The organism is Streptomyces sp. NPDC002825, assembly GCF_040295385.1.
Classification (GTDB): domain Bacteria; phylum Actinomycetota; class Actinomycetes; order Streptomycetales; family Streptomycetaceae; genus Streptomyces.
In genome coordinates, this window is sequence record NZ_JBEOVH010000008.1 from 40,033 (window position 1) to 64,617 (window position 24,585).

Sequence of the window (24,585 nt, forward strand, 5' to 3'; positions counted from 1 at the left end):
CCCCGCCTGGCCCGGATCCGTGCGCGCGAACCGCGTGGCACGGATCCGGGCCGGTTCAACGGGGAAGGAAGTGGTGGACGATGAAGTCGATCGACGGGGTGATGATCGGCCGCGAACGCGAGCAGTCGGTGCTGTCCGAGTTCGTGGCAGCCACCGGAGGGCGCGCCCTCGTCCTGCGCGGCGAGGCCGGTGTGGGCAAGAGCGCCCTGCTCGACCACGTCGCCGGCCTCGCCGAGGGCGGGGAGCACCGGGTGATCCGGGCGGCCGGGGTCGAGGCCGAGTCGGAGCTGCCGTTCGCCGGCCTGCACCAGTTCCTGTACCCGCTGCTCTCCTCCATCGACCTGCTCGACGGCAACCACCGGAAGGTGTTCGACGTCGTCTTCGGCAGGGGCGAGAACTCGCCTCCTTCGGTCATGACCCTGGGCATCGCCGTCCTCGACCTCCTCTCCCTCGCGGCGTCGCGGAAACCGCTGCTGCTGGTACTCGACGACGGACAGTGGTTCGACACCTCCAGCACCGAGGTGTGCGGATTCGTGGGGCGCCGGCTCACCGGCAGCTCGGTGAAGCTGGTCGTCGGCCTGCGTGCCGGCGTGCCGTCGGGCTTCGACACCGCCGCGCTTCCGGAACTCGCGGTGCCCACACTGTCGGGCAGGGCGTCGGAGCAACTCCTCGACACCCACCACCCGGAGCTGGACTCCCGGATCCGCCGTCTGGTTCTGGACGAGGCTCAAGGCAACCCGCTGGCCCTGCTCGAGCTCCCGCCGTACGTGCGGGGCAGCCGGACGGGGCACACGCCCGAGGCCCTTTTCGGGTACACCGGCATCCCGCTGCCCCAACGTCTCCAGCAGGTGTACGGGGCCCGGATCGAAGCCCTCGGCCAGGATGTCCGCGCGGCGCTGCTGCACGGCGCCCTGGACGGCGTCGGCGCCGGTGCGGCGACCGGCCCCACGGGCAGCGCCCGCTACCGGATGACGGATGCCCACCAGGCGGTGACGGCCGGGCTGCTGGAGATCGACGCGCTGAGCGGCGACTTCGTCTTCCGGCATCCGCTGGTGCGTTCGACCGTGGTCCAGATGGCGACGCCCAACGAACGGCGTGCCGCTCACGCGGCCCTCGCCCGGGTGCACCGCGACGACATCGAGCGGCGGGCCACGCATCTGGCGGCCGCGACGGTCGATCCGGACGAGGAGGTGGCGGCCGTCCTGGAGGCGGCGGCGGACTCCGCGACCCGGCGGGGCGGCGCACGGGCCGCCATCACCTGGCTGACCCGCGCCGCCGAGCTGAGCGAGAGCCACGAGGAGAGGTCGAGGAGGCTGGGCAGCGCGGCGTACATCGCCGGGCACTCCGGCATGCTGGAGCACGCGCAGCAGTTGCTCCGCTCCGGTACCGACGCCTCCCCCGACTCGGTGGTCGCGTCGGGCTACGTCGCGTTCTTCGAGGGCGGGGACATCCGGTCCGCGCAGCGGCAGGTCTTCGCCGCGATCGAGAGCATGCGCGACAGCGGGCCGCGGGAACCGGACGAGGTGCTCACCCGCCTGGTCGACCTGCTGCTCGCCATCAACCAGTACGCGAGTGACGAGGCCTGGTGGGAACGGACCCACGAGCTGCTCGACTCACTGGGCGATCTCGTGCACCCGTACTCACGCATCTACCAGGACGCCTGGGGCGACGTCGTGCGACGCGGCGCCGGCCTGCGGGAGCGCGTGGAGCGCGCCTACGCCGGCCTCCACCTGGAACCGTGGGACATCACGCGGCTCGGTGCCGCGTCCTATCACGTCGACACCCTCAGCCAGTACCGGCCGCTGCTGCAGCGCGCCGCGGACCGCGAGCTGGAAACGGGGGCGGTGGCCGACGTCATGACCATGCTGCACCTGATCATGCTCGACCAGATCGCGGTCGGCGAATGGGACGAGGCCGAGCTGACCGGCCGGCAGTGCCTGGAACTCACGACGGCCCACGGGCACGGTCTCCTCGTCCACCACACGCATGCGTATGTGGGTTTGCTGGCCGCTCTGCGCGGCCGGGTCGACGAGGCCCGGGAACTGCAGGCCGTCGTCGACGCCTGGGCCCGTCCTCGCGGCGTCGGATTCCTCACGCAGATCGCCGACGCCATCGGCACCGCCGCCGCGCTCGCCGAAGGCGACTACGAAGCCGCCTACCTCCATGCCATCGGACTCACCTCCCCCGGCTCCTTCTCCCCCTACGCCCACCAGGCCTCCCGAACCCTCCTCGATCTCGTGGAAGCGGCCCTCCACACCGGCCGCGCCGAGCAGGCCCGCAGACACGCCCTCGCCGCCCAGGAAGCGGGCCTCCCCGACATCTCCCCCCGCCTGGCGCTCATCACGTACGGCGCCCTCGCCATGACCACCACCGACGCCGGCGAGGCCGACGCCCTGTACGACCGCGCCGAATCCCATCCCGCCGGTGCCGTCTTCCCCTTCGAACTCGCCCGCATCCGACTCGCCCGCGGCATACGCCATCGCCACACCCAGGGGCGCAGAGCGGCGCGACGCCCCCTCACCCTGGCGGCGGAGACCTTCGAACGGCTCGGGGCGACGACCTGGACGGAGCGGGCCCGGGCCGAGCTCCGCGCCACCGGCACCGCCACCGTCGCATCCTCGGCCCTCCTCACCCCGCTGACCTGGCAGGAGCGCCGGATCGCCGACCTCGCTGCCAGTGGCCTCACCAACAAGGAGATCGGCGCACGCATGCACCTGTCGCCCCGTACGGTCAGCTCACACCTGTACCGCGTGTTCCCCAAGCTCGGCATCACCGCGCGCGCCGCCCTCCGCGACGCGCTGGGCAAGCTGCCCGACGGCCAGAACATGTGACGTCGCAGGGGTGGGCGCGGAGGCCGTGTCGCTCCAGCCAGCCGAGCACGTAGTCGGCGACGAATCTCCATCCGTTGTCGACGACCAGGGAGTGGCCGCGGTCCGCGAACTGCTTCAGGTCGGTCACGGCCGTCGAGTCGCCGTACTTCTTGTAGACCGCACGCGTGACGGAGTCGGGCACCAGTCGGTCCTCCTGCCCGGATATCAGCAGCAGCGGGCCGCGGTGCGCGTTGCCGACGTGCACCACGGCACTGCCCGCCCCGCCCCCGGCCCCGATCTCTCCGACAAGGCGGCGGGGTGCCGGCGTGACATGGCGCTCGAAGAGCCGGTACGACTCCTCCGCCGCGACCGTGTTCGCGAAGTCGCGGTGGAACCGCTGCGGAGACAGGGTCACCAACGGGTCGGCGGCGGTCTGGTCGGGGGTCCACAACCGCGCCGAGGAGGGGGGCAGCGGGATGCCGTTGATCGGGACCGGTGCGATGGCCACCGCGGCCCGGCCGATGTCGGCTGCGAGGAGCTGCTGCGCGATGAGGCCGCCGACCGAGTGGCCGACGACCACGGGCTCGGTCTCGAACGACCGCACGATGTCCGCGTAGTGGGCCGTCAGCGCGTCCAGGCCGATACCTGCGAACGTCTCGGACGGCATACGTGTCTCACCGGAGGCGACCTCCCCGGGCCAAGCAGGTGTGGAGGTGAGGAACCCCCGGCCGTCGAAGCGCTCCGCCCATGGCTCCCAGGAGAGCGTGTGCAGCCAGGTGCCATGGATGAAGACGACGTCGGGAGTGTGGTTCACGGATGGCCCCTCCGAGCATGACGATCAGCCGGCGCTGGCGCGCCGACGACAGTTTCAGGATCGTTCAGGCGCCCATCGGAGGCGACAGTCGAATGACTTAATGCGTGGACAGGGGAAGCGTTCCGGTCGGCAGGAGTCCCATGCCGCCCTTCGCCGTCGGACTCGGCCGAAGTCGGCGGTCACATGACTTACGCACGGCGCTCCGGCTCGCCCGAGAGTAGGCCTGGTCATCCCCGTCGCAGAGAGAGATCCACACATCATGAGCGGTGACCGACCAGGTGCACAGGTCCGGCGAGCGGTGCCGGAGGGACGCCTCGAGCTGAGCTTGGACATCGAGCGTGTGTTGAGCCTCTCCGCCCGACAGGCCCTCAGGGCCGAGTTCCGGTTCTCACAGGAGGCGCCCCTGGCCGTTTCCGTGGAGTTCCTCGTCCCGGGCGGCACACGTGTGCTGTGGCGGATCGGCCGCGACCTCCTTCGGCAGGGACTGCGCCGTGCGAGCGGCTTCGGTGACGTGCGGATGTGGCCGTCGCAGTCCGGCGAGCCGGCCACCGCATGGCTTCAGCTGACCGCCAGAGACACGGCGGCCCTGTTCGAGATACCCGTACGCCCGCTCGCGGAGTGGCTGGAGCGCACGTACGAGCTCGTTCCCGCCGGCCGCGAGCTCGCCACGATCGACTGGGACGTCACCTCCGAGGACCTGCTGCGGAGCCCCGAGGCACAGTCCGAGTGACCCCCGGCGGGGGGATCCCGCCGACGGCGCGGCGACCGAGTGCGCCGCGCCGACAGCCGCCACGCGGCGGGCAGGGGAGGACTGACCTGTCGATCAACGGCTCCCTGATGGACCGGGCGGTGTCGCGCCGTCATCTGACGGATGTGCCTGCTTCGGACGCGCGCCAGAGTGGTTCCGGTCGACAGCCGGTCACCGTAAACGCACCACGGAGGAATCCACATGATCAACAGGCGTATCTTCAACAAGGCCGTCGGCCTGGGCACCGGCGCGGCGGCGGTCTCGCTGACCGGCCTGCACACCGACGCGTTCGCCGCGACCGCCCCGCACGGGCAGGGCGGCCCGCAGGTCCCCACGGTGCCGGGCATCACCCCCGGCACGCACACCGAATTCCAGAGGTACAAGCAGGTCAAGGCCGGTGTCCTCGACATCGGTTACGCCGAGGCCGGCCCCGCGCACGGCCCGGTCGTGCTCTGCCTGCACGGCTGGCCGTACGACATCCACAGCTTCGTCGACGTCGCCCCGCTCCTCGCCGACCTGGGGTACCGCGTCATCGTTCCGTATCTGCGCGGCCACGGCAGCACCCGCTTCCTGTCGGCTCGTACTCCCCGCACGGCCGAGCAGTCCGCCATCGCGCTCGACATCATCGCCCTGATGGACGCCCTGAAGATCGACAAGGCCGTCCTGGCCGGCTTCGACTGGGGCTCGCGGACCGCGGACATCATCGCCGCGCTGTGGCCCGAGCGCGTCAAGGCCCTTGTCTCCACCAGCGGCTACCTCATCACCAACCGCAAGGCGCAGCTGGAGCCGGCCGCAGCCGCCGTCGAGCACAACTGGTGGTACCAGTGGTACTTCGCCACCGACCGCGGCAAGAAGGCGATGGAGAACGAGGAGGAGCGCATCGCGCTGTGCCGGTTCGTGTGGACGCTCGTCTCCCCCCACTGGAACTTCGACGACACCACGTACGCGCGCACCGCCGAGGCCTTCAAGAACCCCGACTACGCCGCCGTCGTCCTGTTCAACTACCGCTGGCGCATCGGTCTGGTCGACGGCGAGGCCCGTTACGACCGCTACGAGAAGCAGCTGGCCGCCCAGCCCCCCATCCACGTCCCCACGGTCACGCTCGACGCCGCCCTGGACCCCTTCACCCCGCCCGGTGACGGCTCGGGCTATCGCGAGCATTTCACCGGTCCCTACGCGCACCACACCGTCCCGGACATCGGCCACAACCTGCCGCAGGAGGCACCCGGCACCTTCGCCCAGGCCGTCGTCGAAGCGGATCACTTCTGAGCCCCGCGACGGGCGTCCGCCTCGGTCCCGTCCGGCTCCGGGGGTGACTGCCCGGGTGGCTGCCCGGACGGCTCCCTGGGCGACTGCCCGGTGGGCGAGCCCGGAGCCGTGCGGTCGGGAGGAGCGTGCTGCTTCTCCCGACCGCACGGGCGTTCAGGACGCTTCGCGCCTCGGCAGGCGCCAGTTCGGGCGCGGGAAGTGGCAGGTGTAGCCGTCCGGGTAGCGCTGGAGGTAGTTCTGGTGCTCCGGCTCGGCCTCCCAGAACGGACCGACCGGCTCGACCTCCGTCACGACGGGCCCCGGCCACAGTCCGGATGCCTCGACGTCGGCGATGGTCTCCTGAGCGACGCGCCGCTGCTCGTCGTCGGTGTAGTAGATGGCCGAGCGATAGCTGAGACCCACGTCGTTGCCCTGGCGATTCCTCGTGGTGGGGTCGTGGATCTGGAAGAAGTACTCCAGGATCGTGCGGTAGTCGGTGACCGACGGGTCGAAAGCGATCTCGATCGACTCCGCGTGCCGCCCGTGGTCGCGGTAGGTGGGACGGGGCTTGTCGTCGTCGCCGGTGTAACCCACCCGGGTGCGCACCACTCCGGGAAGCGAGCGGATCAGCTCCTCCATGCCCCAGAAGCACCCGCCTGCCAGCAGGGCCCTCTCCTCCGAGACGTCACTCATGCCACTCACCTTTCCATGCGTGTGTGCGTGTCCAAAGGTGCCGGCGCGCCTCGCACGTGCGACCGGAACACCCCCATCATAGTCACCCTCTTGACAGGTGACGAGCAGGCCTGACAGATTGCGTCACCGGTTAGAACGGTGACGCAGATCGCCAAGTCCGATCCGCCCCCGTTGTCGAAACACCTGAAAGGGACATGCCGTGGTGAGCATCAAGAGTGGACGCAGGCGTCTGGTGACCGGTGTGGCCGCGTCGCTCACGGCGGGGCTCGCGCTGGGCGCGTTCACCCTCGCCGGAACCGCCAACGGTGCGGCCGGGACCGCCGACGCCGAAAGGCACACCAAGCCGACGGTCGTCCTGGAGCACGGCGCCTTCGCCGACGGCTCCAGCTGGAACGGCGTCATCGAGAAACTGCGCGCCGACGGCTACCCCGTCATCGCCGCAGCCAACCCGCTGCGCGGACCCGCGTCCGACGCCGCCGCCCTGCGCACGGTCCTCGACCATGTGAAGGGCCCCAAGATCCTCGTCGGACACTCCTACGGCGGCAACGTGATCAGCCAGGCCGCCACCGACGACCCCGAGGTCAAGGCCCTCGTCTACGTCGCCGCGTTCCTCCCCGCCCCCGGCGAGAGCGCCCTCGAACTCACCAACAAGTTCCCGGGTTCCACTCTCCCCGGCGCCCTCGATCCGGTGACCTACCAGCAGGCCGACGGCTCCACCGCCACCGACCTGTACATCCAGCAGGACAAGTTCCGCCAGCAGTTCGCCGCCGACGTCCCCGCACAGCAGGCCTCCCTGATGGCCGCCGCGCAGCGCCCGATCGCCCAGGCCGCCCTCGGGGAGCAGGCCACCACGGCCGCCTGGAAGACGAAGCCCACGTGGGACATCGTCACCACCCAGGACCTCAACATCCCGGCGTCCGTGCAGCGCTTCATGGCCGAGCGCGCCCACGCCCGCACCACGGAGGTCGCCGCCTCGCACTCGGTGGCCGTCTCCCACCCCGGCCTGGTCGCGGACGTCATCGAGCGGGCGGCCCGCGCCACCGTCCGCTGACGCCCGCCCGGGGGCGGCGGGACGCCCTCCGGACCGGACCCCGCCGCCCCGGACACCTCGCCGACGCATCCGACGCCGATGCGCTCCGTACGAGGATCCAGCGACACCGGTCAGAATGGTCACTTCTCAGCGAGGAAAGCCCATGACAGTCGTACGTCTCCACCTCGTCTCCACGCTCAGCCCGAAGGACGTCCTGGCCGTGCTGACCGACTTCAGCCCTTCCCGCGCCGACGCCTGGCCCACCATCGACGCCGACCACTTCCAGGTCCACGAGCTCGGCGACACCTGGGCCGAGGTCACCGAAGGCACCGCAGCCGCATGGGAACGGGCCCGCTACCAATGGGAGCCCGACGGCGACACCGTCACCATCACCACCCTCGACTCCAAGCTCTTCGGAGCCGGCGGAGGCTGGGTCTTCAGGACCACACCCCACGCCGACGGCACCCGAGTCGACATCGAACTGACCCGAAAGCCCACCACCACCCGGGGCAAGGTGCTCGCCGCCCTCCTTCCCCTCGTCGCCCCATCCTCGCTGCGCAAGTCCTTCGCCGGTCCCCTCAAGGCGAGGTGACCTCCCGCGGATCGAGTCACCCGAGAGGCCGACGGCGCGAGCCGTCGGCCTCTTCGCCGAGGTGGGACGATACGGCTGACGGATGGACAGCACATTGACTGACGGCACGCCCTCCGCCCTCGGTACGACACAGCCCAAGGGCGTCAACTGCCCACCGTCAGCCGCCCCTTTGACCGTCAACTGACCGATGTACGGATGCGGCGCCCGGCGCAGAGTGGGAGACACAGTCCCCGTCCCACGGAGGGAATCCCCTGTCATGCACCGTGACCAGTCACCCTTGCGAGCGCCTGCCACGCCCGGGCTCCTGCCGCCGCTCCGCCTGGAAATCGACCAGTTGCTCGACGAGTTCACCCGGCTTCCGATGCGGGCGAGGTTTCACTTCGACCCGGAGATGGCAGCGGTGATCACGGTCGAGTTCATGGCGGAACGCGGTCCCGGTCTCGTCTGGCACATCGGCCGTGAACTCCTCTACCGGGGCGTGGCGTCCATGAGCGGCGAGGGCGACGTGCGCATGTGGCCGACTCTGGACCGGGAGCGGCCCTCGTCGTGGCTGCTCCTGGAGTCCGAGGAGGTGGAGGCGCTGTTCGAGGTGCCCGCCGCGCCGCTGACGGAGTGGCTGGACGCCACGTACCGGATCGTCGCAGCCGAGACGGAGATGGACGGCCTGAACTGGGACGCCTTCCTCAGGGACCTGCTCGACGGGCCGGGTACGCCGGCCGGATGACCGACCCGGTGTCCCGTCCGAACGGACGCGACTCACCCTCGCCGAACCACGGACTCGGACGTTCCCGGGGCAGCCTGACCAGCAAGATCCACCTCGCGGCCGAGCAGGGGCCGGAAGCCGCTGCCGGTGGTGAAACCGGCAGAAGAGTCACCAGATCCGGCGGACGGACCCCAGGGCAAGGCTTCACCACGGGACCGGCCCGTGGCGGTCGGTGAAGGTGCCGGTCGGGCACCGGGTCGCGCTGACGCCGGTCGGACGGCGCCGTCGCGAGGACCTCCAGCAGGCCGTCGACCTGCTGCACGCCGCCCTGGCCCGGGCCAGGGCGGCCGCTCCGGGCCCGGGACGGACCCTGCGGGTGGGCGTGTTCGGCCACGCCGGGCACGAACTGCGGCCGCTGGTCGAGGCGTTGAGCGCCCATCACCCGGGCAGCGACATCGCGTTCGGCGAGGTCAACGGGTGCGACCCGTTCAACGCGCTGCGCAACGGCTACCACGAGCCAACGTGCTGTGGCTGCCGGTCGCCGAACCCGACGTCATCGTCGGCCCCACCGTCCTCACCACCGGACGGGTCCTGGCGGTCGCCGCCGGCCACCCGCTCGCCGAGCGCGGCCATGCCTCGCTGGAGGACCTCGCCGACAACCAATTCGCCGACCTCGGCCCCGACGCACCCGACTACTGGGTCGACGTCCTGGTGCCGCTGCGCAACGCCGCTGGGCCGCCGGGTCCCGCGCGGGCCGCTGGCACGGACCTTCGCCGCCGGGCGCTGCGTCCACCCGCTGGGCGAGATCGCAGCCCGCTACAACCGGCCGCCGGGGATCGTCTTCCTCCCGGTCCACGACGCCCCCGTCCTGCGGTTCGCCCTCACCTGGCACTCCGCCAACGAGGACCCGGCGCTGCACGCCCTCGCCCGCACGGCCGCCGGGCTCGGCCCCATCCCCCTGACTCCGCGACGGAGAGGAGCCGGGCGATGTGCTCGGGGACATGGCTGCCGGCGAGCGCGCGCGGCCGCCTCGGCCGCGGCCCGGGTGCCCTGAACCTCCGTGGTCCGCGCCAGGTGCCAGCGGTACAGGTCGTAGCCGTGCCCGTCGATGCTCGCGTGGTCCTTTGTCTCCTCTTCGAGGACGACGTACCAAGATCCCGTCATGGCCCGAGACTGCTGTCCCCGGAGGGTCGCCCCGGGTCGGCCCTGAAATGGTTCGACCCGCGCCCCTGAGGGGTGCGGGTCGAAGGTGTGAGGGGTGGTCAGTGGGTTCGCGTCGGGGCCATCAGTGCCGGGACGGGGACACGCACCGGAAGCTCGAGGCCGCGTTCAGGTCGCCGTAGCCCTTGTAGCGGGCCACCTGCGGGTAGCGGCACAGGTTGCGTGCGATCCGCTCGCCGTCGGCGTTGATCAGCGTGGCGGGCAGCGTCCTGGGCGCCTTGCCGTGCTCGACCCACGCGGTCAGGGCGGCGAGGCCGTCGGCGGCGCCGTCCTGGCCGTTCAGGCCGCAGTGGTTGGTGTCCGGGGCGATGAAGAGACGGTAGAAGTCGTCGACCTGCCGGGCGCCGCCCATCTTCCGCTCGACCTGCTTGCGGTACTTCACGGTGCCCTGGGTCGGAATGTACTCGTCGGCGTCGCCGTGCCAGGTCAGCAGCTTGCCGCCGGAGGCGCGGAAGCCGGACAGGTCGGGGTCGTCCGTGCCGATGACGTCGTCGTACTCCGCCCGGGACTGTTCGAACAGCTCGGTGAACTGGCTGTAGGTGATCGTCGAGACGTCGAAGGACGGGTCCTTCTTCACCCAGCTCGAGACCCAGTGGGCGGGCACGGGGAAGGGCGCGCCCTGACGGGTGCCGTCGGTGCCGGGGACGGTGGCCGCCAGCCCCTTGAGGTCCGCCCCGACGGGGACGCCGGGCCACAGCTTCTTGCCGGTCGCGGTGCGCGGGCCGTCCCAGATCTTGCGGACCACGGCCGCGTCGGCGGAGGTGATGACCAGTTCCCTGCCTTCGCACACCACCTTGGTGCCGATCAGCCGGCGCGGGTCGAAGTCGCAGCGGGAGGCGTCCTCGACCAGGCCGTCCTCGACTCCGTCGAGCGGGTCGCAGGCCTTGACGGCGGCCTTGGTGAAGGCCTCCAGCTCACAAGCGGTCGGGTAGGTCTTCTCGTTGTTCATGACGACCTGCGGCCACAGCGTGGCGACCTCGTACTCGTCCCAGCTGATCGCGGGGGCGTCGGCGAGGATGCCGTCGTAGTCGTCGGGGTGGCGCTGGGCTTCCATGTAGCCCTGGCGTCCGCCGGTGGAGCAGCCGGTGAAGTAGGCGTACGAGGCGCGCTCGCCGTACGTCGCGGCGACGATGTCCTTGCCGACGACGGCTGCCTCGTGCTGGGAGCGGGAGGCGAAGTTCTCCAGGAGCGCCTTGTCGATCCGGCCCTCGCTGTTCAGGGCCCAGTCGGTGTCGAGGACGTCACCCACGCCCGCGTCCGTGGTGGTGGCGGCGTAGCCGTTCTTGACCGCGGTGCCGAGTCCGACGCCGTTGTCGCCCGCGCGGTAGGCGGCACCTCCGATGGCCTGGAAGCGGCCGTTCCAGCCCTGCTCGGGCAGCCAGGTCGTCACCTTGGCGTGGTCGCCGTCGCCCGGGTGGGTGAGGGTGACGGTCACCTCGCAGAAGGCCGGAACGCCGGTGACCTCGCCCTGGAGGATCCCGGTGCCCTTGATGGTGCCCCCGGCCTGGCGGACCGCCGTCACGGACTCCACCTCGGTGCCTTCCGGCGCCTTCACCGGCACGGTGCTGCAGTTGAGCGGCGTGGACGCAGCAGAGGCCTGGGCCCCCGCCGAAGCGGTCGGCAGGTACACGGCCGCGGCAAGCGGCACACCGGCCGCGAGGGCGATCAGAAGTCGTCGTCTCATGGATTCCATCCAGGAAGTAGGTGTGTACTCGGTCGCAGGGGCGACACGTGTGTATGGAGGGGCGCAGGGCCGGCGTCTGGAACGAAGACTCACGGCGCGCCGAAGACTGAGCCGGACCATATCACCGGTTAAACCGGTGACGAAAGCAGTGTGCTTCCCTTCGGTCGCGACGCCGTCCTGTTACTACTCTGCGGGCTCGTCAGGCCTGGCAGAACCGTCAGTTGACGGTCCACTTCCACGACCCTCCGCCCGAGCGAGTGCGGGATGCCTTGGGTCATTCGACGGCGCAGGGCCGCCCGCGCGAGTGGGCGCCCGCCGCGGAACGGTTCAGGCTGTACAGATCCGCCTTCGCGGAACCGGGCCGAGAACAGGCCCAGCAGCGATCGACACGTGTGAACGTCTGCGACACGACACCCACACACGTCGAAAGCCGCGCCACGACGAGGACGGGCTGCTAGGCTGCGCGTGACATAGATCGTTCATCGAGGAGTCAGCAGACGTGGTGGGTGACGACGACATCTCCGGGTGAGATCCGGATCTGACGGCCACCGGCCGGCGCCGAGGAGCGCCGCCGAGGTGGTCCGTTTCGTCGTACCCCTTTTCCCCATGTCTGCCCAGGGCAGAGAACCATGCTCCGCCCTCAGTACCTCCGAGGTCTCTCCATGTCCGACGCCGCCATCGTCTGCTCGAACCTCTCCTTCACCTGGCCCGACGACACCCCCGTCTTCCACGACCTGTCCTTCAGCGTCACCCCCGGCCGTACGGGCCTCGTCGCCCCGAACGGCTCCGGCAAGTCCACCCTGCTCAAGCTGATCGCCGGCGAACTCAAGCCGGCCTCCGGCTCGGTGCAGGTCAACGGCACCCTCGGCCACCTCCCGCAGAGCCTGCCCCTGACCGCGAACCTCACCGTCGCCGAGGTGCTCGGCATCGCCCAGGTGATCCGCGCCCTGGACGCCGTCGAGTCCGGCGACGTCGACGAGCGGCACTTCACCACCATCGGCGACGACTGGGACATCGAGGAGCGCACCCGCGCCCAGCTCGACCGCCTCGGCCTGGCCGACCTCACCCTGGACCGCGGTCTGAGCACGCTCAGCGGCGGCCAGGTCGTCTCCCTCGGCCTCGCCGCCCAGTTGCTCAGGCGTCCCGACGTGCTGCTGCTGGACGAGCCCACCAACAACCTCGACCTGCAGGCCCGGCACAAGCTCTACGACGTGCTGTCGGACTTCAACGGCTGCCTGCTCCTGGTCAGCCACGACCGCGCCCTGCTCGACCGCATGGACCGCATCGCCGAACTCGGCAGCGACGAACTGCGCCTGTACGGGGGCAACTTCAGCGAGTACGAAGAGGCCGTCCGCGCCGAACAGGAGGTCGCCGAGAAGAACGTCCGCAACGCCGAACAGGAACTCAAGCGAGAGAAGCGGGAGCTCCAGCAGGCCCGTGAACGCGCCGACCGCCGCGCCAGCAACGCCGCCAAGAACCTGAAGAGCGCCGGCCTGCCCCGTATCTTCGCGGGCAACATGAAGCGGGGCGCGCAGGAATCCGCGGGCCGCGCCGGGCAGATGCACGCCTCCCGGGTGAGCGAGGCCAAGGCCCGCCTCGACGAGGCCGGGCGCGCGCTGCGCGAGGAACAGCGCCTCAGCCTGGAACTCCCCGACACCCGGGTGCCCGCCGGCCGCAACCTGTTCCTCGGCGAAGGAATGCAGGTACGACTCGGTGGCGGGGACGTCTTCGCCCCGGGCGGCATCGACCTGACCGTCCGGGGCCCGGAGCGCATCGCGCTGACCGGTCCCAACGGCGCCGGGAAGACGACCCTGATGCGCCTGATCACCGGCGAACTCACCCCCGACGGAGGGGATATCAAGCGCGGCGACGGCCGGATCGCCTATCTGTCCCAGCGCCTGGACCTGCTCGACCTGAACCTCACCGTGGCGGAGAACTTCGCCGCGTTCGCCCCCGAGCGTCCGGACGCGGAACGGATGAACCTGCTCGCCCGCTTCCTCTTCCGGGGCCCGCGGGCGCACCTGCCGGTCGGGGTGCTGTCCGGCGGCGAACGGCTGCGCGCGACCCTGGCCTGCGTACTGTGCGCCGAACCGGCACCCCACCTGCTGCTGCTCGACGAGCCGACCAACAACCTCGATCTGGTCAGCGCGGGCCAGCTGGAGAGCGCGCTCAACTCGTACCAGGGCGCCTTCATGGTGATCAGCCACGACGAGCGGTTCCTCGCCGAGATCGGGGTCGACCGCTGGCTGCGGCTGGCGGACGGGGCACTCAAGGAGACGGGAGCCCCCGTGGTGTGAGCGGTCGATGTGCGACCTGGCCCGCGCCCGAGGCCCGACGCCCGGCGGGCCCACCACGCTCACATCGGACGGACCCCCATGCCCCAGCCTGCTCTGCTCGCCCATGAGCTCGTCCGCGACCTCGGCGGCCGCCGAGTCCTCGACGGCCTCTCCCTGACCGCCTCCCCCGGCCGCCGCATCGGCCTGATCGGAGAGAACGGCGTCGGCAAGTCCACCCTGCTGCGGGTGCTCGCCGGCGTCGACGAACCCGACTCCGGGACTGTCAGGCGCCCCGGCGACCTCGGCTTCCTCCACCAGGAGTTGCCGTTCGACGCGGGCTCGACCCTCGCCTCGGTACTCGACGAGGCGCTCCGCGAAGCCCGCGAGGACCTCACGGAGCTGGACCGGCTCGGCGCGGAACTCGCCCGGGTCCCGGAGGGCGACCCCGGCCATCGGCAACTCCTGGAGGCCTACGGCAGACGCCTGGAGCAGGCCCAGGACCGGGAGTCCTGGGACGCCGACCGCCGTGCCGCCCTGGTCCTCGACGGCCTGGGGCTCGGCGGGGTCGGGCACGACCGTCCGCTCGGGTCGCTGTCCGGCGGGCAGCGCGGCCGGCTGGCCCTGGCCGCGCTGCTCGTACGGCGGCCGTCGGCGCTGCTCCTCGACGAGCCGAGCAACCACCTCGACGACGGCGCCGCCGCCTTTCTGGAGGAGCAGCTCCGCGGCCTCCCCGGAGCCGTGGTGGTGGCCAGCCACGACCGGGCGTTCCTCGACGCCGTCTGCACCGACCTGATCGACCTCGACCCGGCGATGGACGGGCCGGTCCGCCACGGCGGCGACTACAGCTCCTACCTGTCCCGGAAGAACGCCGAGCGGGAACGCTGGGAGCGGCGGTACGCCGAGGAGCAGCAGGAGCTGGACGAGCTGCGCCGGACGGCGGGCGTGACCGCGCACCGGGTCGCCCCCGACCGCGGCCGCACCGACAACGAGAAGATGGGCTACGGCCACCGGGCGGGACGCGTCCAGAACTCGGTCTCGCGCCGGGTGCGCAACGCCACCCGGCGGCTCGAGGAGCTGGAGCGCACGCGGGTCGCCGAACCGCCGCGCCCTCTGCGGTTCGCCGCCGGGGAGCCGGCGGCGCGCGCGGAGGAGAACCCACAACCGCTGGTGGCCCTGTGCGGTGTACGGGTGCCGGGGCGGCTCACGCTGGACGGCCTGGAGGTGGCGGCGGACGACCGGTTGCTGGTCACGGGCGGCAACGGGGCGGGCAAGTCGACGCTGCTCACCGTGCTCGCCGGGCGACTCGGGGCCGAGGGAGAGGTACGGAGGCGGCCCGGCCTGACGGTGGGACTGCTCACCCAGGACACCTGCTTCGAGCGGCCCGAGCGCACGGTCCGCGACACCTACGAGCTTTCGCTGGGCTCGGCGCGGGCGGAGCGGGTGCCGCTCGTCTCGCTCGGCCTGCTGCACGAAGCGGACCTGGACAAGCCGGTCGGCCGGCTGTCCGTGGGGCAACGGCGCCGTCTCGCGCTGGCGCTGCTCGTGGCCCGCCCACCGCACCTCCTGCTGCTCGACGAGCCGACCAACCACCTCTCCCCCCGCCTGTGCGACGAACTGGAGGAGGCACTGGGCGGAGGTCCGGGTGCGATCGTGGTCGCGAGCCACGACCGCTGGCTGCGGCGGCGCTGGCAGGGCCGCGAGGTGCGGCTTGAACCGGGACACGACCGGCGACGGGAGGCGGCCCGCCCCGACCCGGTCCAGATGCCGGCATCCGCGAGGTGAGCGCGGCTCTCCGCCTCGCCCCCGATCAGCGGCACCGGCCGGACCGGTGACGCATCCTTGCGCTTCAGCTGAATCACCTGTCAAGATGGTGACGTGAATCTTGACCATGTCTTCGTCTGCGGGCACCCGGCGCTCGACTTCGCGGCCACCCTCCGAGCCAGGCGCTCGACCCGGTTCGAGATGTTCGTGACCCCGGACCGGCTGAACGCCTGGTACCTGGAGTCCGGGCTCGTGGACACGATCACTCCCGGCACCGAGGAGGACGTCCGGGAGGCGGTCACGGTGCGCGAGGCCCTCTACCGGCTCGTCACCGACCGTCGCCTGGGCGAGGAGTTCGACCGCGAGTCGCTCGCCGTGCTCAACGGCGCCGCGCGCAAGGTCCCCGTGACGCCGCAGCTCACCCTGGCGGGCCGGCACACCGACGCGACCCCGGAGCAGGCCCTGGCCACCGTCGCCCGCCAGGCCGTCGAACTGCTCAGCGGCCCGGACGTCCCCCTGCTGAAGGAGTGCGGCAACCCCGAGTGCACGCGCGTCTACATCGACCGGTCCCGGGGCATGCGGCGCCAGTGGTGCGGCATGGAGTCCTGCGGCAACAAGTCCAAGGCGGCCGCGTACCGCGCCCGCAAGAAGACCGCGGCAGCGCACTGACCCCGGGTGGGGGGTCAGACGGCGGGCCGCCGCGGATTGCACGACCGCGCGCGGCCTGCGCAGGACGTCGTGGTGATGATGGCTCTTGACGGCACCCGCCGGCACTCCGAGGATGCCGGCGGTCTTCCGCTGTCTGGGTACCGACCCCGTCGATGTCTTCGGTAGGACCGCGGTGACCCGGCATCCTCTCGGCACACGGGCCAAGCCGCCAGAACACACCTCACGAAAGACACATGTGAGTCACCGGAACATGTGCGTCGTCGGGACTCCGATGTTTATCGTGAAGGGTGAGCGGGTCCGGGCGTACGGACTGGCGTCGACACTTGTCTGCCGCAGGGCACGTGGACGGTGAGTAGCATGCGCAGCACCGTTCATACCGAGGGAGTGAAAGCGTTGTGACCAACCAGTCGACCGCCACCCGGTTGGTGGACCAAGCCACGTCGGACCTGGAAGAGAACCGCCGTCTGCAGCAGGAGCTGTCCCAGCGGATCGCGGTGTTGAAGCAGGAGGAGGCCCTCCTGACGGACATCCTGGCTCTCGCCCAGAAGTACGAGGGCTTCTCCGACCCGTCCAGACTGCCCGAGCAGCAGCAGGACGAGCCGGTGGTCGCCAAGGGAAGGCGAGCGTCCGCCGGTGCGGCCGCGCGACGCGCGGCTCCGGCCAGGACCGCTCCGGCGGGTGGCAGGTCGACTTCGGGAGCGAAGAGCACATCGCGCCGGCCGCTGCTCGGCGACCTTCTGCTGGAGTTGCTCGGCACGTACGACGAGCCCCGCCTGGCGAAGGAGCTGCGGGACGAGCTCCTCACGAAGCACCCGGACCGCAACCCGACCCCGCAGGTGGTACGGAACACTCTCGAGGCCCTGGTGGCCAAGGGGCGCATCCAGCGCCACAAGCAGCAGCGTTCCGTCATGTACACCGTCATCGATCCGGCCGGCTGAGACTCCGCTCGCGCGAAGGACGGCCACTGATCGGTGGTGGCCGGCCGCCGGTCGCCGATCGCCGGCCGCCGGTCAGAGGAAGCCGGCAGCGGACGGGCCGTACCCGGCGAACATCGCGTTCTGCGCCCAGCCCCACACCTCCGCACCGGTGGGCCATGCGCGCCCCTCGGTGCTTGCCGCACTCAGGGACGACCGTTCACCGGCAACAGCGGAGGTTCCGCCGACGGCGCGGCGACGGTGGCCGTCCGTGCGTGTGTGCGTGGTGGAGGCCATGTGTCTGCCCTCGCTCTCCGGTGGATGGGACGGGTGTGCACGAGGGTGCGGGTCCCGCGAGGGGGATCACGGGACCCGCGGTCTCGGGAGGGGGAGGTCAGGCGGCGACGGCGTTGATGATCACGGGGACGTTGCCGCGCGTGGCCCTGGAGTACGGGCAGATCTGGTGGGCGGCCTGCGCGAGCGACTGCGCGGTGTCCTGGTCCACGCCGCCGAGGACGGGACTGAGGACCGCGGAGAGGGAGAACGTGTCGTCGTCGCCGTGGGTGAGGGTGATCTCGGCGGTGATGGAGGTGCTGGTCAGCCGGATCTTGCGCAGGGTGGCGGCGCGGCGCAGCGCGCCGAGGAAGCAGGCGGCCCATCCGGCGGCCAGGAGCTGCTCGGGGTTGGTCGCGGTGCCGGCTCCGCCGAGCTCCTTGGGGAGAGCGAGGCCGGTCTCCAGCAGACCGTCGGAGGAGCGGACGCGACCGCCGTTCCGCCCCTCTCCGGCGACGTCGACAACGGCGGTGTAGGTGACTGCCATGGCTGATGCTCCCCATCTGGGTCAAAGGGTCTTGGGACACCTCCCGACCGGAATCTCACAACGTCACCGGTTGAGGCGGTGACGAAAGCATGGCAGCGCCACGCGTCACCAGTCAAGCCGGTGACGCCCAGATTGCGTGGCCGGTGCACCTCCACGCGCCCCATGGAGCCGCCGCTTTCCAGCACCAGCAGCCGTGCACCTGGGGGCAGTTCGCCCAGTTGGAGTTCTCAGCAAGGACCATCGCTCACGTCGTGCGGCCCACGGCCACCAAGGCCGGGATCGCGAACTCCTTGAGCGGCCCAGTCGGCGAGCGCGGTGAGTTCGGCGACGTCGCGGCCGAGGCGCTGCATCTCGTACATGGTGCAGATGACCCGGCAGTGCGGGTCCTGGGCCTTGGTCTGGCGGGCGGCCTTGAGCGCAGCCTCGAACTACGGGTACGTCGTTGCGCTCGGCATGGGGCGGGGCGATCTGTGGGTGCGGCTGGAGCCGCGCCTGTCGCCTGTCGGGCGACACGGCAGACACTGGCGCGAGCGTCGTGCAAGTGCTCGACGACCTAGGCGTGCATGTCGTCACGGACCGCGTCAGCGTCGCATCTCGCGCGGTGGAGCAGGTGCCGCATGCCGTCCGGGGTAGCTTCACCCGCGTGCTCGGCCAGGGTCCAGCAGTTGTTCCACGGCAGGTCCGGCAGGAGTCCGGAGACCAACCGCGCTGCCCGGCGACGGGGCTCAACTCGGGTCAACTGGGCCGCAATCCGGCTCATCAGAGCCTCGACCGCCTCCCCCGGTGGGCAGGCCCTACGCCGGCGGCCGAGGTCGCCGCGTGATCATTGGTCGTCCACACAACGCCTCATGATCAACGGCGGCCTCACCTGCTCAGACGCCACCGGAACCAGTAGCCCGTTCCTTCCACCCGGTGGCCGGCACCGGTGTACCGAAGCTCACCCACAAGCAGACGCGCATCGTCAGGCGTCTGACGGTACTGCGTCAGCAGCGCGCCCAATTCGTCGTAGCGTGCGTCGATCCCGTCCTGGCCCAGACAGGCGGCCCCAGCCCCCTGTCGCTCGTTCCAGTCGACGTAGATTGCCCACTGCTCGCGTTCCAGCTCCGCGGCGGCCGGGCTCGCAGGCCAGACGCGGTACTCGTCAGCCTTGTCGCCGGAGTATCGGCCATAGCCGTCGAAGTAGTGCGGCTTCCCGTCGATGTCAACGAGGCCGACGCGCGGGCCGTCGTACCACTCCGACTCAACGATGACACGCCCGAAGCCGTCGTGGATCAACTGCGCTTCGTCCCAGGTCTCAGCCATGCGCGCAGGCTACCGACGAGCGATCCTCACATCCATGATCAGGATGTACGGCCGGAGCACAAAGGCCTGTCCGGCGGATCTTGATATCGCGCCCTGCCTCATGGAGCATCGTTCTGTCCGTGGGACGGGGAGATCTGACGCCCGGCGATCCCGGTTGATATGCAGTCGCCCTGCACCTGGTCTTCCTGCTTACGATCGGCAGGTGACCATGCTGTTTCTGATGATCGGCCTGCCCGGCGCCGGTAAGACCACGAGAGCTCGCCAACTCGCCGAGGAGCACGGCGCCTTGATACTGACGCCGGATGAGTGGATGATTCCGCTGTTCGGCGAGCCGGAGGCGGATGGGAAGCGCGACGTGCTGGAAGGCCGACTACTCCGGCTCGGTCTGGAGGCGCTCAGACTTGGAACCAACGTGGTCCTGGACTTCGGATGCTGGTCCCGTGACGAGAGATCCGCGATCCGCTGCTTGGTCGAGTCTGCGGGGGCGGACTGCCGCCTTGTGTACCTGCCGGTGGACCACGAGACCCAACGTGCTCGAATCGCCCATCGTCAGTCGGCTACCCCGGATCAGACCTTCCCGATGAGCGAAGCGGACCTCGCGCACTGGAGGACCCTGTTTGAGGAGCCCGATGCCGCCGAACTCGGAGGGCACGAGATCGGTGGTCCTCCTCCTGGATGGTCGGGATGGCTGGAGTGGGCTGCCGATCGGTGGCCGTCGCTCACGTGAGACCCAACCTTTGCGCGGGCCAACGTCGGGAGGGGCAGTCTTGGGCACACTCGGAGGTCAGCCCACGAAGTCGTGGCAGCGTGCCGAGTCGAAACGGGCCCTAGACCACGGTGTCCGGGGTGACGGGCGCCGCGGTGAGGTGACGGGCCGTCGCCGCAGGTCGGGCCCCGGTCCGCCCGAGTTGGCACCCGGCTGGCCTGGGAAGACCGCGGCGGGCTGTACGGCTCAGCATCGCCGCCCCGTACCGCCCGCGCCGTTCGACCGCGGAGGAGCTGCTCCGGCCGAACGTCAGGGCCGGACACGGCGCCGTTCATCGACCATGCGGCGAGTTGCGCCTCTGCAGGCTCGGTCCGTGGGTTCGTCCTATTCGGGAATCATCGCTACTGCGTCGATCTCCACGAGCGCGCCTGGGCGAGCGTGTCCTGCGGTGGAAACGACCGTGATGGCTGTGCGGTGGTCGCCCCACACTGATCGCGCCGCCGCGTATCCCACCTGTGCGTCGACCCCGTTGACGAGGCAGATGCCGACATGGAGCGTCCGGGCAGCGGGGGCGATCACCCCCTGCGTGGAGGCGGGGTTGCTGTGCAGTTCCTCGGGGTCGAGATGCGTCGTCTTAGCCGTCGTGGACCTCTCCCTGGCGGTGCCGAGTTGCGTGTGCAGGTAGAGGTCGCGCAGCAGGCATCCTCGGACAGGTGATGGATCACTTCGCGGTAGATGTGCAGCACCAGGTCAACCATCGGCATCTCGGGGAACGGCTCCTTCGCACCGACCGGTACCCGGAGTCCAGCGTCGCCGAGGCCGCGCACCCCGGCCGGCCAGACGTCGAGCTGGGAAGTCCCCGGCACCGAGCCGTACGGGCGCCGTCGAGCTGCCGCGCGGCCGCACGCTCCAGGCGTCCGGCACCGGCGACCAGAAGTACTCGTCGCCGGTCAGGCCCCTCGAACCGGGCTCGGAGCTAATGGTTCCAGAGGAACTCCAACTGCTCGCGCAGCGCCCGGTTCACGTCGAGTTCGTTTGCGTCCATGGAGTCACCCTGGCACCTCTGGCGGACAGGATCGGTCCGCTATTTCTGGCAGGGTGGGCGACATGGACGGGGCAAGCGGTGACACGTTGGCCCCGAACTCGCCGACCGGCTCGGCGTCACGCCGCGCACGGTACGGCGTGACGTCGAGCGGTTGCGCGCCCTCGGCTGTCCGTGCATGCCAGCCAGGGTGTCGGCCGCGGCTACCAGCTGGGCCCAGGGCAGGACCTGCCGCCACTGCTTCTCGACACCATGAGGCCATCGCCACCGCGGTCTCGCTGCTCGCCGGCGCGGTCGCCGGCGCCGGCGACGCGGCGCTCCGGGCCCTGACCAAGCTCGACCAGGTGCTGCCCACCCGGCTGCGGCACGAGGTCCGCGCGCTCACCGGCTCGGTGGCGTCCTTCGACGGAGGCCGCACGCCGGTCGACCCCGAGGCGCTCATGGTGCTGGCCAGGGCCTGCCGCGACGAGGTCGAGGCAGGCTTCGACTACCTCCCCCATACTTCGTCCGGGAGGTGCCCCCAGGGAGCGAGGTGCGACGGCGACGGGTCGAGCACTACCGTCCGGTCACTTCCGACCGGCGCTCGTACCTCCTTGCCTACGACCTCGATCGCGCCGGCTGGCGCAGCTTCCGCGTCGACCGGACGACCGATGTCTCCGCCCGGGCCTGACGCTTCCGCCCGCGCGCGGCGCCCGACGCGGCGACGTACGTGCAAGAGGGCGTGGCGAGCCGGGTCCACCCGCACCGGGCACGCGTCGGCCGACACGGTGCGCGCGCAGCTTCCGGCGTCGGCGGCCGTTGTACGAGAGCGCGGGCGCGAACTCTGCGAGGTGCTGAGCGGCGCCGAACGCCTCGACGCCGTGCTCATGCACGTACTCCTGCTGGGACACGACTTCGAGATTCTCGACCCTCTGGAGCTCGGGGCGCGCTGCCGCGTGCTGGCGCAGAAACTGCTGTCGACCGGCCGGCGCAACGATCCCACCGGCGCTGGACACGACTGAGCAGTCAGCCGCGACCACGCCGGCGCCGAGGAGCGCTTCCGCCGGCTCCTTGCCGAGCACGTCGACCCGATCTCTTCGCTTCGCCATGCGCCGGGCCGACGAGGCCGCAGACATCGGGCCTGGTGAGGCAGCCGCACCCCCCGGCTCTCCTGTGAGCGGAGGATTATGCCGCCTGTCCGTAGCCGTCGGCACCGGCCCCCGTAGGCCGTCACCACCTTGACAGGTGACGGAAGCCCGTGCACCCTGACAGTACTCGCCGGAGGCGACCAGCAGGACACGATCCACGAGCAACGAAGTGGAGCACGTTCATGAACAACGAGATCGTCACGGACGCCGCCACCGCGGCACGGCACGCCCGCTTCGGCCGGCTCCCCGAGCGGATCCGCTTCGAGGACATGACCACCGAAGCGGAGGTCGATCCGGGCTCGGGCAGCGTCGCTTACAACCCCGAGAACTCATGGAAGTTCTACTCGTGTGTGGCCCTCGACCTGGGCCTTTAGCGCCCGGAACCGGCCTCGACCGGCTCGACGCCGAACACGCCCTCGTCTACCGCTGCGAGGCCGCGCGGGCACGTTCCGGCCGGCCCATCGCGGCTCGTCGCACGCCTCCCCGAACTCCTCGTATCGGACCTGGCGCTGACGCTCTGACAGACCGTCTCCACCTGGACTCTCAGGGGCGTGACGAGGCCAATGCAGTTGCCTTAGACATCGTTTCTTATGGCTGCGGTGCGGGGTGGACGGCTTCAGGGAAGCCCAACTCGTCCAGCAGCGCGTCGAACAGCTCCTCCACGAAGGTCTCCCGTGCACGCAGCAGCTCCTCGATCCGAGACCGCTGCGCCGCGGCCTGGACACCAGCCGCTGAAGCCCACACGAGAGCGCCTTCGGCGTCGGACGGCACCTCCGCATCGAGCTCTGCACGCTTGTGTCCGATGGCTTCTTCGAACTCCGGGGTGGCCAACCACAGGCTCACGTCGTCCACGTCCTCCGGTTCCTCGACAAGGAGAGCGGCGGCGTTGTCCAGGTTGAGCCATGCCTGCCAGCGGCGCCCGTGGGTGCCCAGGCCGGTCACGAGGGCGACACTGCTGTCGGAGACGTCGGCGACGCAGACCGGCGCTCCGGTCCATTCGACCAAGGTGGGCAGGTACTCGTCCTCCCAGATGCCTTGTTCCAGCCGCAGGGTCTGCCAACCGCCCGGTCGCGGCTGCCACTCGTGCACGTCGTCCCTCAGCTCTGGACCGGTGCTGTTGAACATGGGTGCTTCCAGCAGTGGGCGCTCGCTGCGCGCAAAGACCAGATGACCGGAAAAGCCCATCGAACCTCCTCGTCGAATCCCAGCGCACCCTACGAGCTGTCACTGACATCACCGGCGCCGGCCGACTGCTGCTACCGACCGACTCACCGGATCAACCGGCGGTAGCCGATGAGGACTGCGGCTATGCCGACGAACGCGAGAAAGTGTTCGGCCTTGCGTTCACAGCGACGGTGGAGGCGTCGGCAGCCGGCCAGCCAGGACACGGTTCTCTCGACCACCCACCGATACCGGCCCAGCCGCTGTGAGGACTCGACGCCCTTGCGGGCAATACGGTGGCGGATTCCACGCTCGCGGAGCCATCGGCACAGGTGGTCGTAGTCGTAGCCCTTGTCCGCGTGCAGTTTCGCCGGCCTCCGGCGCCGGGGCCCGCGGCGGGACCGGATCGGCGGGATGCCGCGCACGAGCGGCTCCAGGCCCTGGCTGTCGTGCATGTTCGCGCCGGAGATGCCCAGGGACAGCGGCAGTCCGTTCCGGTCACAGATCAGGTGGATCTTCGATCCCAGCTTGCCGCGGTCGGTCGGATTCGGTCCCGTCAGCGGCCCCCTTTTGCAGCCCGCAGGCTGACGGAGTCGATCGCGCACCGCGACCAATCCAGCTCGCCCCGCGCTCCGAGTTCGTCAAGGACCGCGCGATAGAGCCTCGCCCAGACACGGTCCCGGCTCCACTGGGCGAACCGGCGGTAGACCGTGGGCCAGGCCGGGCCGAACACCGGCGGCAGCTGCCGCCAGGTGAGCGCTCCGGGTGGCTCACCCTCCACGCCGGCGGTTCCTCGCCCGACGAGCCCGACCTGGTGTTCGTCGGCCGCCGCCAGCAGCACCTCGCCTGCACCGCACGCGCCCTCGTGGACCCCGCCGGGGGACGCGGCGGCCTCGTCGTCCGCCTCGACGAGCGGCACCACTACGAGATCGAGGCGTCCGCCGGCGAGGTGAAGGTGTCCGCCCGCATCGGCCCCCTGCGGACCGTGGTGGCGACCGCCCCTGTCCCGGCCGGTCCGGTGGTCCTCGGCGTCGACATCACCCCGCACCCTCCGGCGGGCCCCCGGACCGGACCCGACCTGCTCGCCCTCGGCGTCGAGGCGCCGGACGGCACGTTCACGCCCCTCGGCACGCTCGACGGCCGGTACCTGTCGACCGAGGTCGCCGGCGGCTTCACCGGCCGTGTCATCGGCATGTACGCGGCCGAGGGAACCGTTCACTTCGACTGGTTCGATTACGCGCCGCTCGACGACTGACCCCTGACC

At 70.7% G+C, this 24,585-nt stretch carries 19 protein-coding genes and 4 pseudogenes; 15 read left to right on the forward strand and 8 right to left on the reverse strand.

Annotated features, from left to right (window positions below; translation table 11 throughout):
* Positions 1-80 precede the first annotated feature (80 nt).
* Positions 81-2,831: an ATP-binding protein gene (locus ABT041_RS13220; protein ID WP_351183357.1), complete on the forward strand. Its 2,751-nt coding sequence runs from the start codon at positions 81-83 to the stop codon at positions 2,829-2,831.
* Here the strand turns inward: ABT041_RS13220 and ABT041_RS13225 are convergent.
* Positions 2,770-3,624, reverse strand: coding sequence for an alpha/beta hydrolase (locus ABT041_RS13225; protein WP_351183359.1), 855 nt, complete (start codon positions 3,622-3,624; stop codon positions 2,770-2,772). The two genes, ABT041_RS13220 and ABT041_RS13225, sit on opposite strands and share 62 nt — an antisense overlap.
* A gap of 325 nt (positions 3,625-3,949) precedes the next feature.
* Here ABT041_RS13225 and ABT041_RS13230 point away from each other — a divergent pair, with 325 nt between their 5' ends.
* Together ABT041_RS13230 and ABT041_RS13235 are read left to right on the forward strand one after the other, a co-directional pair.
* Complete coding sequence (locus ABT041_RS13230) at positions 3,950-4,354, forward strand: SsgA family sporulation/cell division regulator (RefSeq protein ID WP_351183361.1); 405 nt, start codon at positions 3,950-3,952, stop codon at positions 4,352-4,354.
* Positions 4,355-4,573: 219 nt separating this feature from the next.
* Positions 4,574-5,641 carry an alpha/beta fold hydrolase gene (locus ABT041_RS13235; protein ID WP_351183363.1) on the forward strand — a complete coding sequence of 356 codons (1,068 nt, stop codon included), beginning with the start codon at positions 4,574-4,576 and terminating at the stop codon, positions 5,639-5,641.
* Positions 5,642-5,794: 153 nt separating this feature from the next.
* Here the strand turns inward: ABT041_RS13235 and msrA are convergent, their stop codons facing one another.
* Positions 5,795-6,313 (reverse strand): peptide-methionine (S)-S-oxide reductase MsrA, encoded by a 519-nt coding sequence (gene msrA / locus ABT041_RS13240; protein WP_351183365.1) that lies wholly within the window; start codon positions 6,311-6,313, stop codon positions 5,795-5,797.
* A 199-nt stretch (positions 6,314-6,512) separates the two neighbouring features.
* Here msrA and ABT041_RS13245 point away from each other — a divergent pair, with 199 nt between their 5' ends.
* The 4 genes from ABT041_RS13245 (at position 6,513) to ABT041_RS13260 (ending at position 9,692) form a co-directional block, all read left to right on the forward strand.
* A complete protein-coding gene (locus ABT041_RS13245) occupies positions 6,513-7,364 on the forward strand; it encodes an alpha/beta fold hydrolase (protein WP_351183367.1) in 852 nt (283 codons plus the stop codon).
* Between the two features lie 142 nt (positions 7,365-7,506).
* Positions 7,507-7,935: a hypothetical protein gene (locus tag ABT041_RS13250; protein WP_351183369.1), complete on the forward strand. Its 429-nt coding sequence runs from the start codon at positions 7,507-7,509 to the stop codon at positions 7,933-7,935.
* A 277-nt stretch (positions 7,936-8,212) separates the two neighbouring features.
* On the forward strand, positions 8,213-8,659 hold the full coding sequence (locus ABT041_RS13255) for an SsgA family sporulation/cell division regulator (protein WP_351183371.1): 447 nt from the start codon (positions 8,213-8,215) through the stop codon (positions 8,657-8,659).
* Between the two features lie 211 nt (positions 8,660-8,870).
* Complete coding sequence (locus ABT041_RS13260; RefSeq protein ID WP_351183373.1) at positions 8,871-9,692, forward strand: LysR family transcriptional regulator; 822 nt, start codon at positions 8,871-8,873, stop codon at positions 9,690-9,692.
* Between the two features lie 231 nt (positions 9,693-9,923).
* Here ABT041_RS13260 and ABT041_RS13265 read toward each other — a convergent pair whose 3' ends face one another.
* Complete coding sequence (locus ABT041_RS13265) at positions 9,924-11,543, reverse strand: tannase/feruloyl esterase family alpha/beta hydrolase (protein WP_351183375.1); 1,620 nt, start codon at positions 11,541-11,543, stop codon at positions 9,924-9,926.
* A 662-nt stretch (positions 11,544-12,205) separates the two neighbouring features.
* On the opposite strand from ABT041_RS13265, the gene abc-f reads away from it, so the two are divergent.
* From abc-f to ABT041_RS13285, 4 genes are all read left to right on the forward strand, one after another.
* Positions 12,206-13,840, forward strand: coding sequence for a ribosomal protection-like ABC-F family protein (gene abc-f / locus ABT041_RS13270; protein ID WP_351183377.1), 1,635 nt, complete (start codon positions 12,206-12,208; stop codon positions 13,838-13,840).
* A gap of 78 nt (positions 13,841-13,918) precedes the next feature.
* Positions 13,919-15,601 (forward strand): ABC-F family ATP-binding cassette domain-containing protein, encoded by a 1,683-nt coding sequence (locus tag ABT041_RS13275; RefSeq protein WP_351183379.1) that lies wholly within the window; start codon positions 13,919-13,921, stop codon positions 15,599-15,601.
* A 93-nt stretch (positions 15,602-15,694) separates the two neighbouring features.
* Positions 15,695-16,249 carry a CGNR zinc finger domain-containing protein gene (locus ABT041_RS13280; protein ID WP_351183381.1) on the forward strand — a complete coding sequence of 185 codons (555 nt, stop codon included), beginning with the start codon at positions 15,695-15,697 and terminating at the stop codon, positions 16,247-16,249.
* 395 nt (positions 16,250-16,644) lie between these two features.
* Positions 16,645-17,187, forward strand: a complete 543-nt coding sequence (locus ABT041_RS13285) for a hypothetical protein (RefSeq protein WP_351183383.1) — start codon at positions 16,645-16,647, stop codon at positions 17,185-17,187.
* A 370-nt stretch (positions 17,188-17,557) separates the two neighbouring features.
* Here ABT041_RS13285 and ABT041_RS13290 read toward each other — a convergent pair whose 3' ends face one another.
* The 3 genes and pseudogenes from ABT041_RS13290 to ABT041_RS13300 form a co-directional block, all read right to left on the reverse strand.
* On the reverse strand, positions 17,558-17,983 hold the full coding sequence (locus tag ABT041_RS13290) for an Ohr family peroxiredoxin (RefSeq protein ID WP_351183385.1): 426 nt from the start codon (positions 17,981-17,983) through the stop codon (positions 17,558-17,560).
* Between the two features lie 556 nt (positions 17,984-18,539).
* Positions 18,540-18,743 (reverse strand): annotated as a pseudogene (locus ABT041_RS13295) (IS701 family transposase); the annotation flags it as partial.
* Between the two features lie 104 nt (positions 18,744-18,847).
* A complete protein-coding gene (locus ABT041_RS13300; RefSeq protein ID WP_351183387.1) occupies positions 18,848-19,285 on the reverse strand; it encodes a hypothetical protein in 438 nt (145 codons plus the stop codon).
* A gap of 202 nt (positions 19,286-19,487) precedes the next feature.
* On the opposite strand from ABT041_RS13300, the gene ABT041_RS13305 reads away from it, so the two are divergent.
* From ABT041_RS13305 to ABT041_RS13315, 3 genes and pseudogenes are all read left to right on the forward strand, one after another.
* Positions 19,488-20,012, forward strand: coding sequence for a P-loop nucleotide/nucleoside kinase family protein (locus ABT041_RS13305; protein WP_351183389.1), 525 nt, complete (start codon positions 19,488-19,490; stop codon positions 20,010-20,012).
* Positions 20,013-21,124: 1,112 nt separating this feature from the next.
* Positions 21,125-22,034 (forward strand): annotated as a pseudogene (locus ABT041_RS13310) (helix-turn-helix transcriptional regulator); the annotation flags it as partial.
* A gap of 308 nt (positions 22,035-22,342) precedes the next feature.
* Positions 22,343-22,534, forward strand: coding sequence for a hypothetical protein (locus ABT041_RS13315; RefSeq protein ID WP_351183391.1), 192 nt, complete (start codon positions 22,343-22,345; stop codon positions 22,532-22,534).
* A 214-nt stretch (positions 22,535-22,748) separates the two neighbouring features.
* Here the strand turns inward: ABT041_RS13315 and ABT041_RS13320 are convergent, their stop codons facing one another.
* Positions 22,749-23,345 carry a hypothetical protein gene (locus ABT041_RS13320; RefSeq protein ID WP_351183393.1) on the reverse strand — a complete coding sequence of 199 codons (597 nt, stop codon included), beginning with the start codon at positions 23,343-23,345 and terminating at the stop codon, positions 22,749-22,751.
* Between the two features lie 83 nt (positions 23,346-23,428).
* Positions 23,429-24,075, reverse strand: a pseudogene (locus tag ABT041_RS13325) (IS5 family transposase); the annotation flags it as partial.
* Here ABT041_RS13325 and ABT041_RS13330 point away from each other — a divergent pair.
* A pseudogene (locus ABT041_RS13330) lies at positions 24,076-24,576 on the forward strand (beta-xylosidase family glycoside hydrolase); the annotation flags it as partial.
* Between the last annotated feature and the right edge of the window lie 9 nt (positions 24,577-24,585).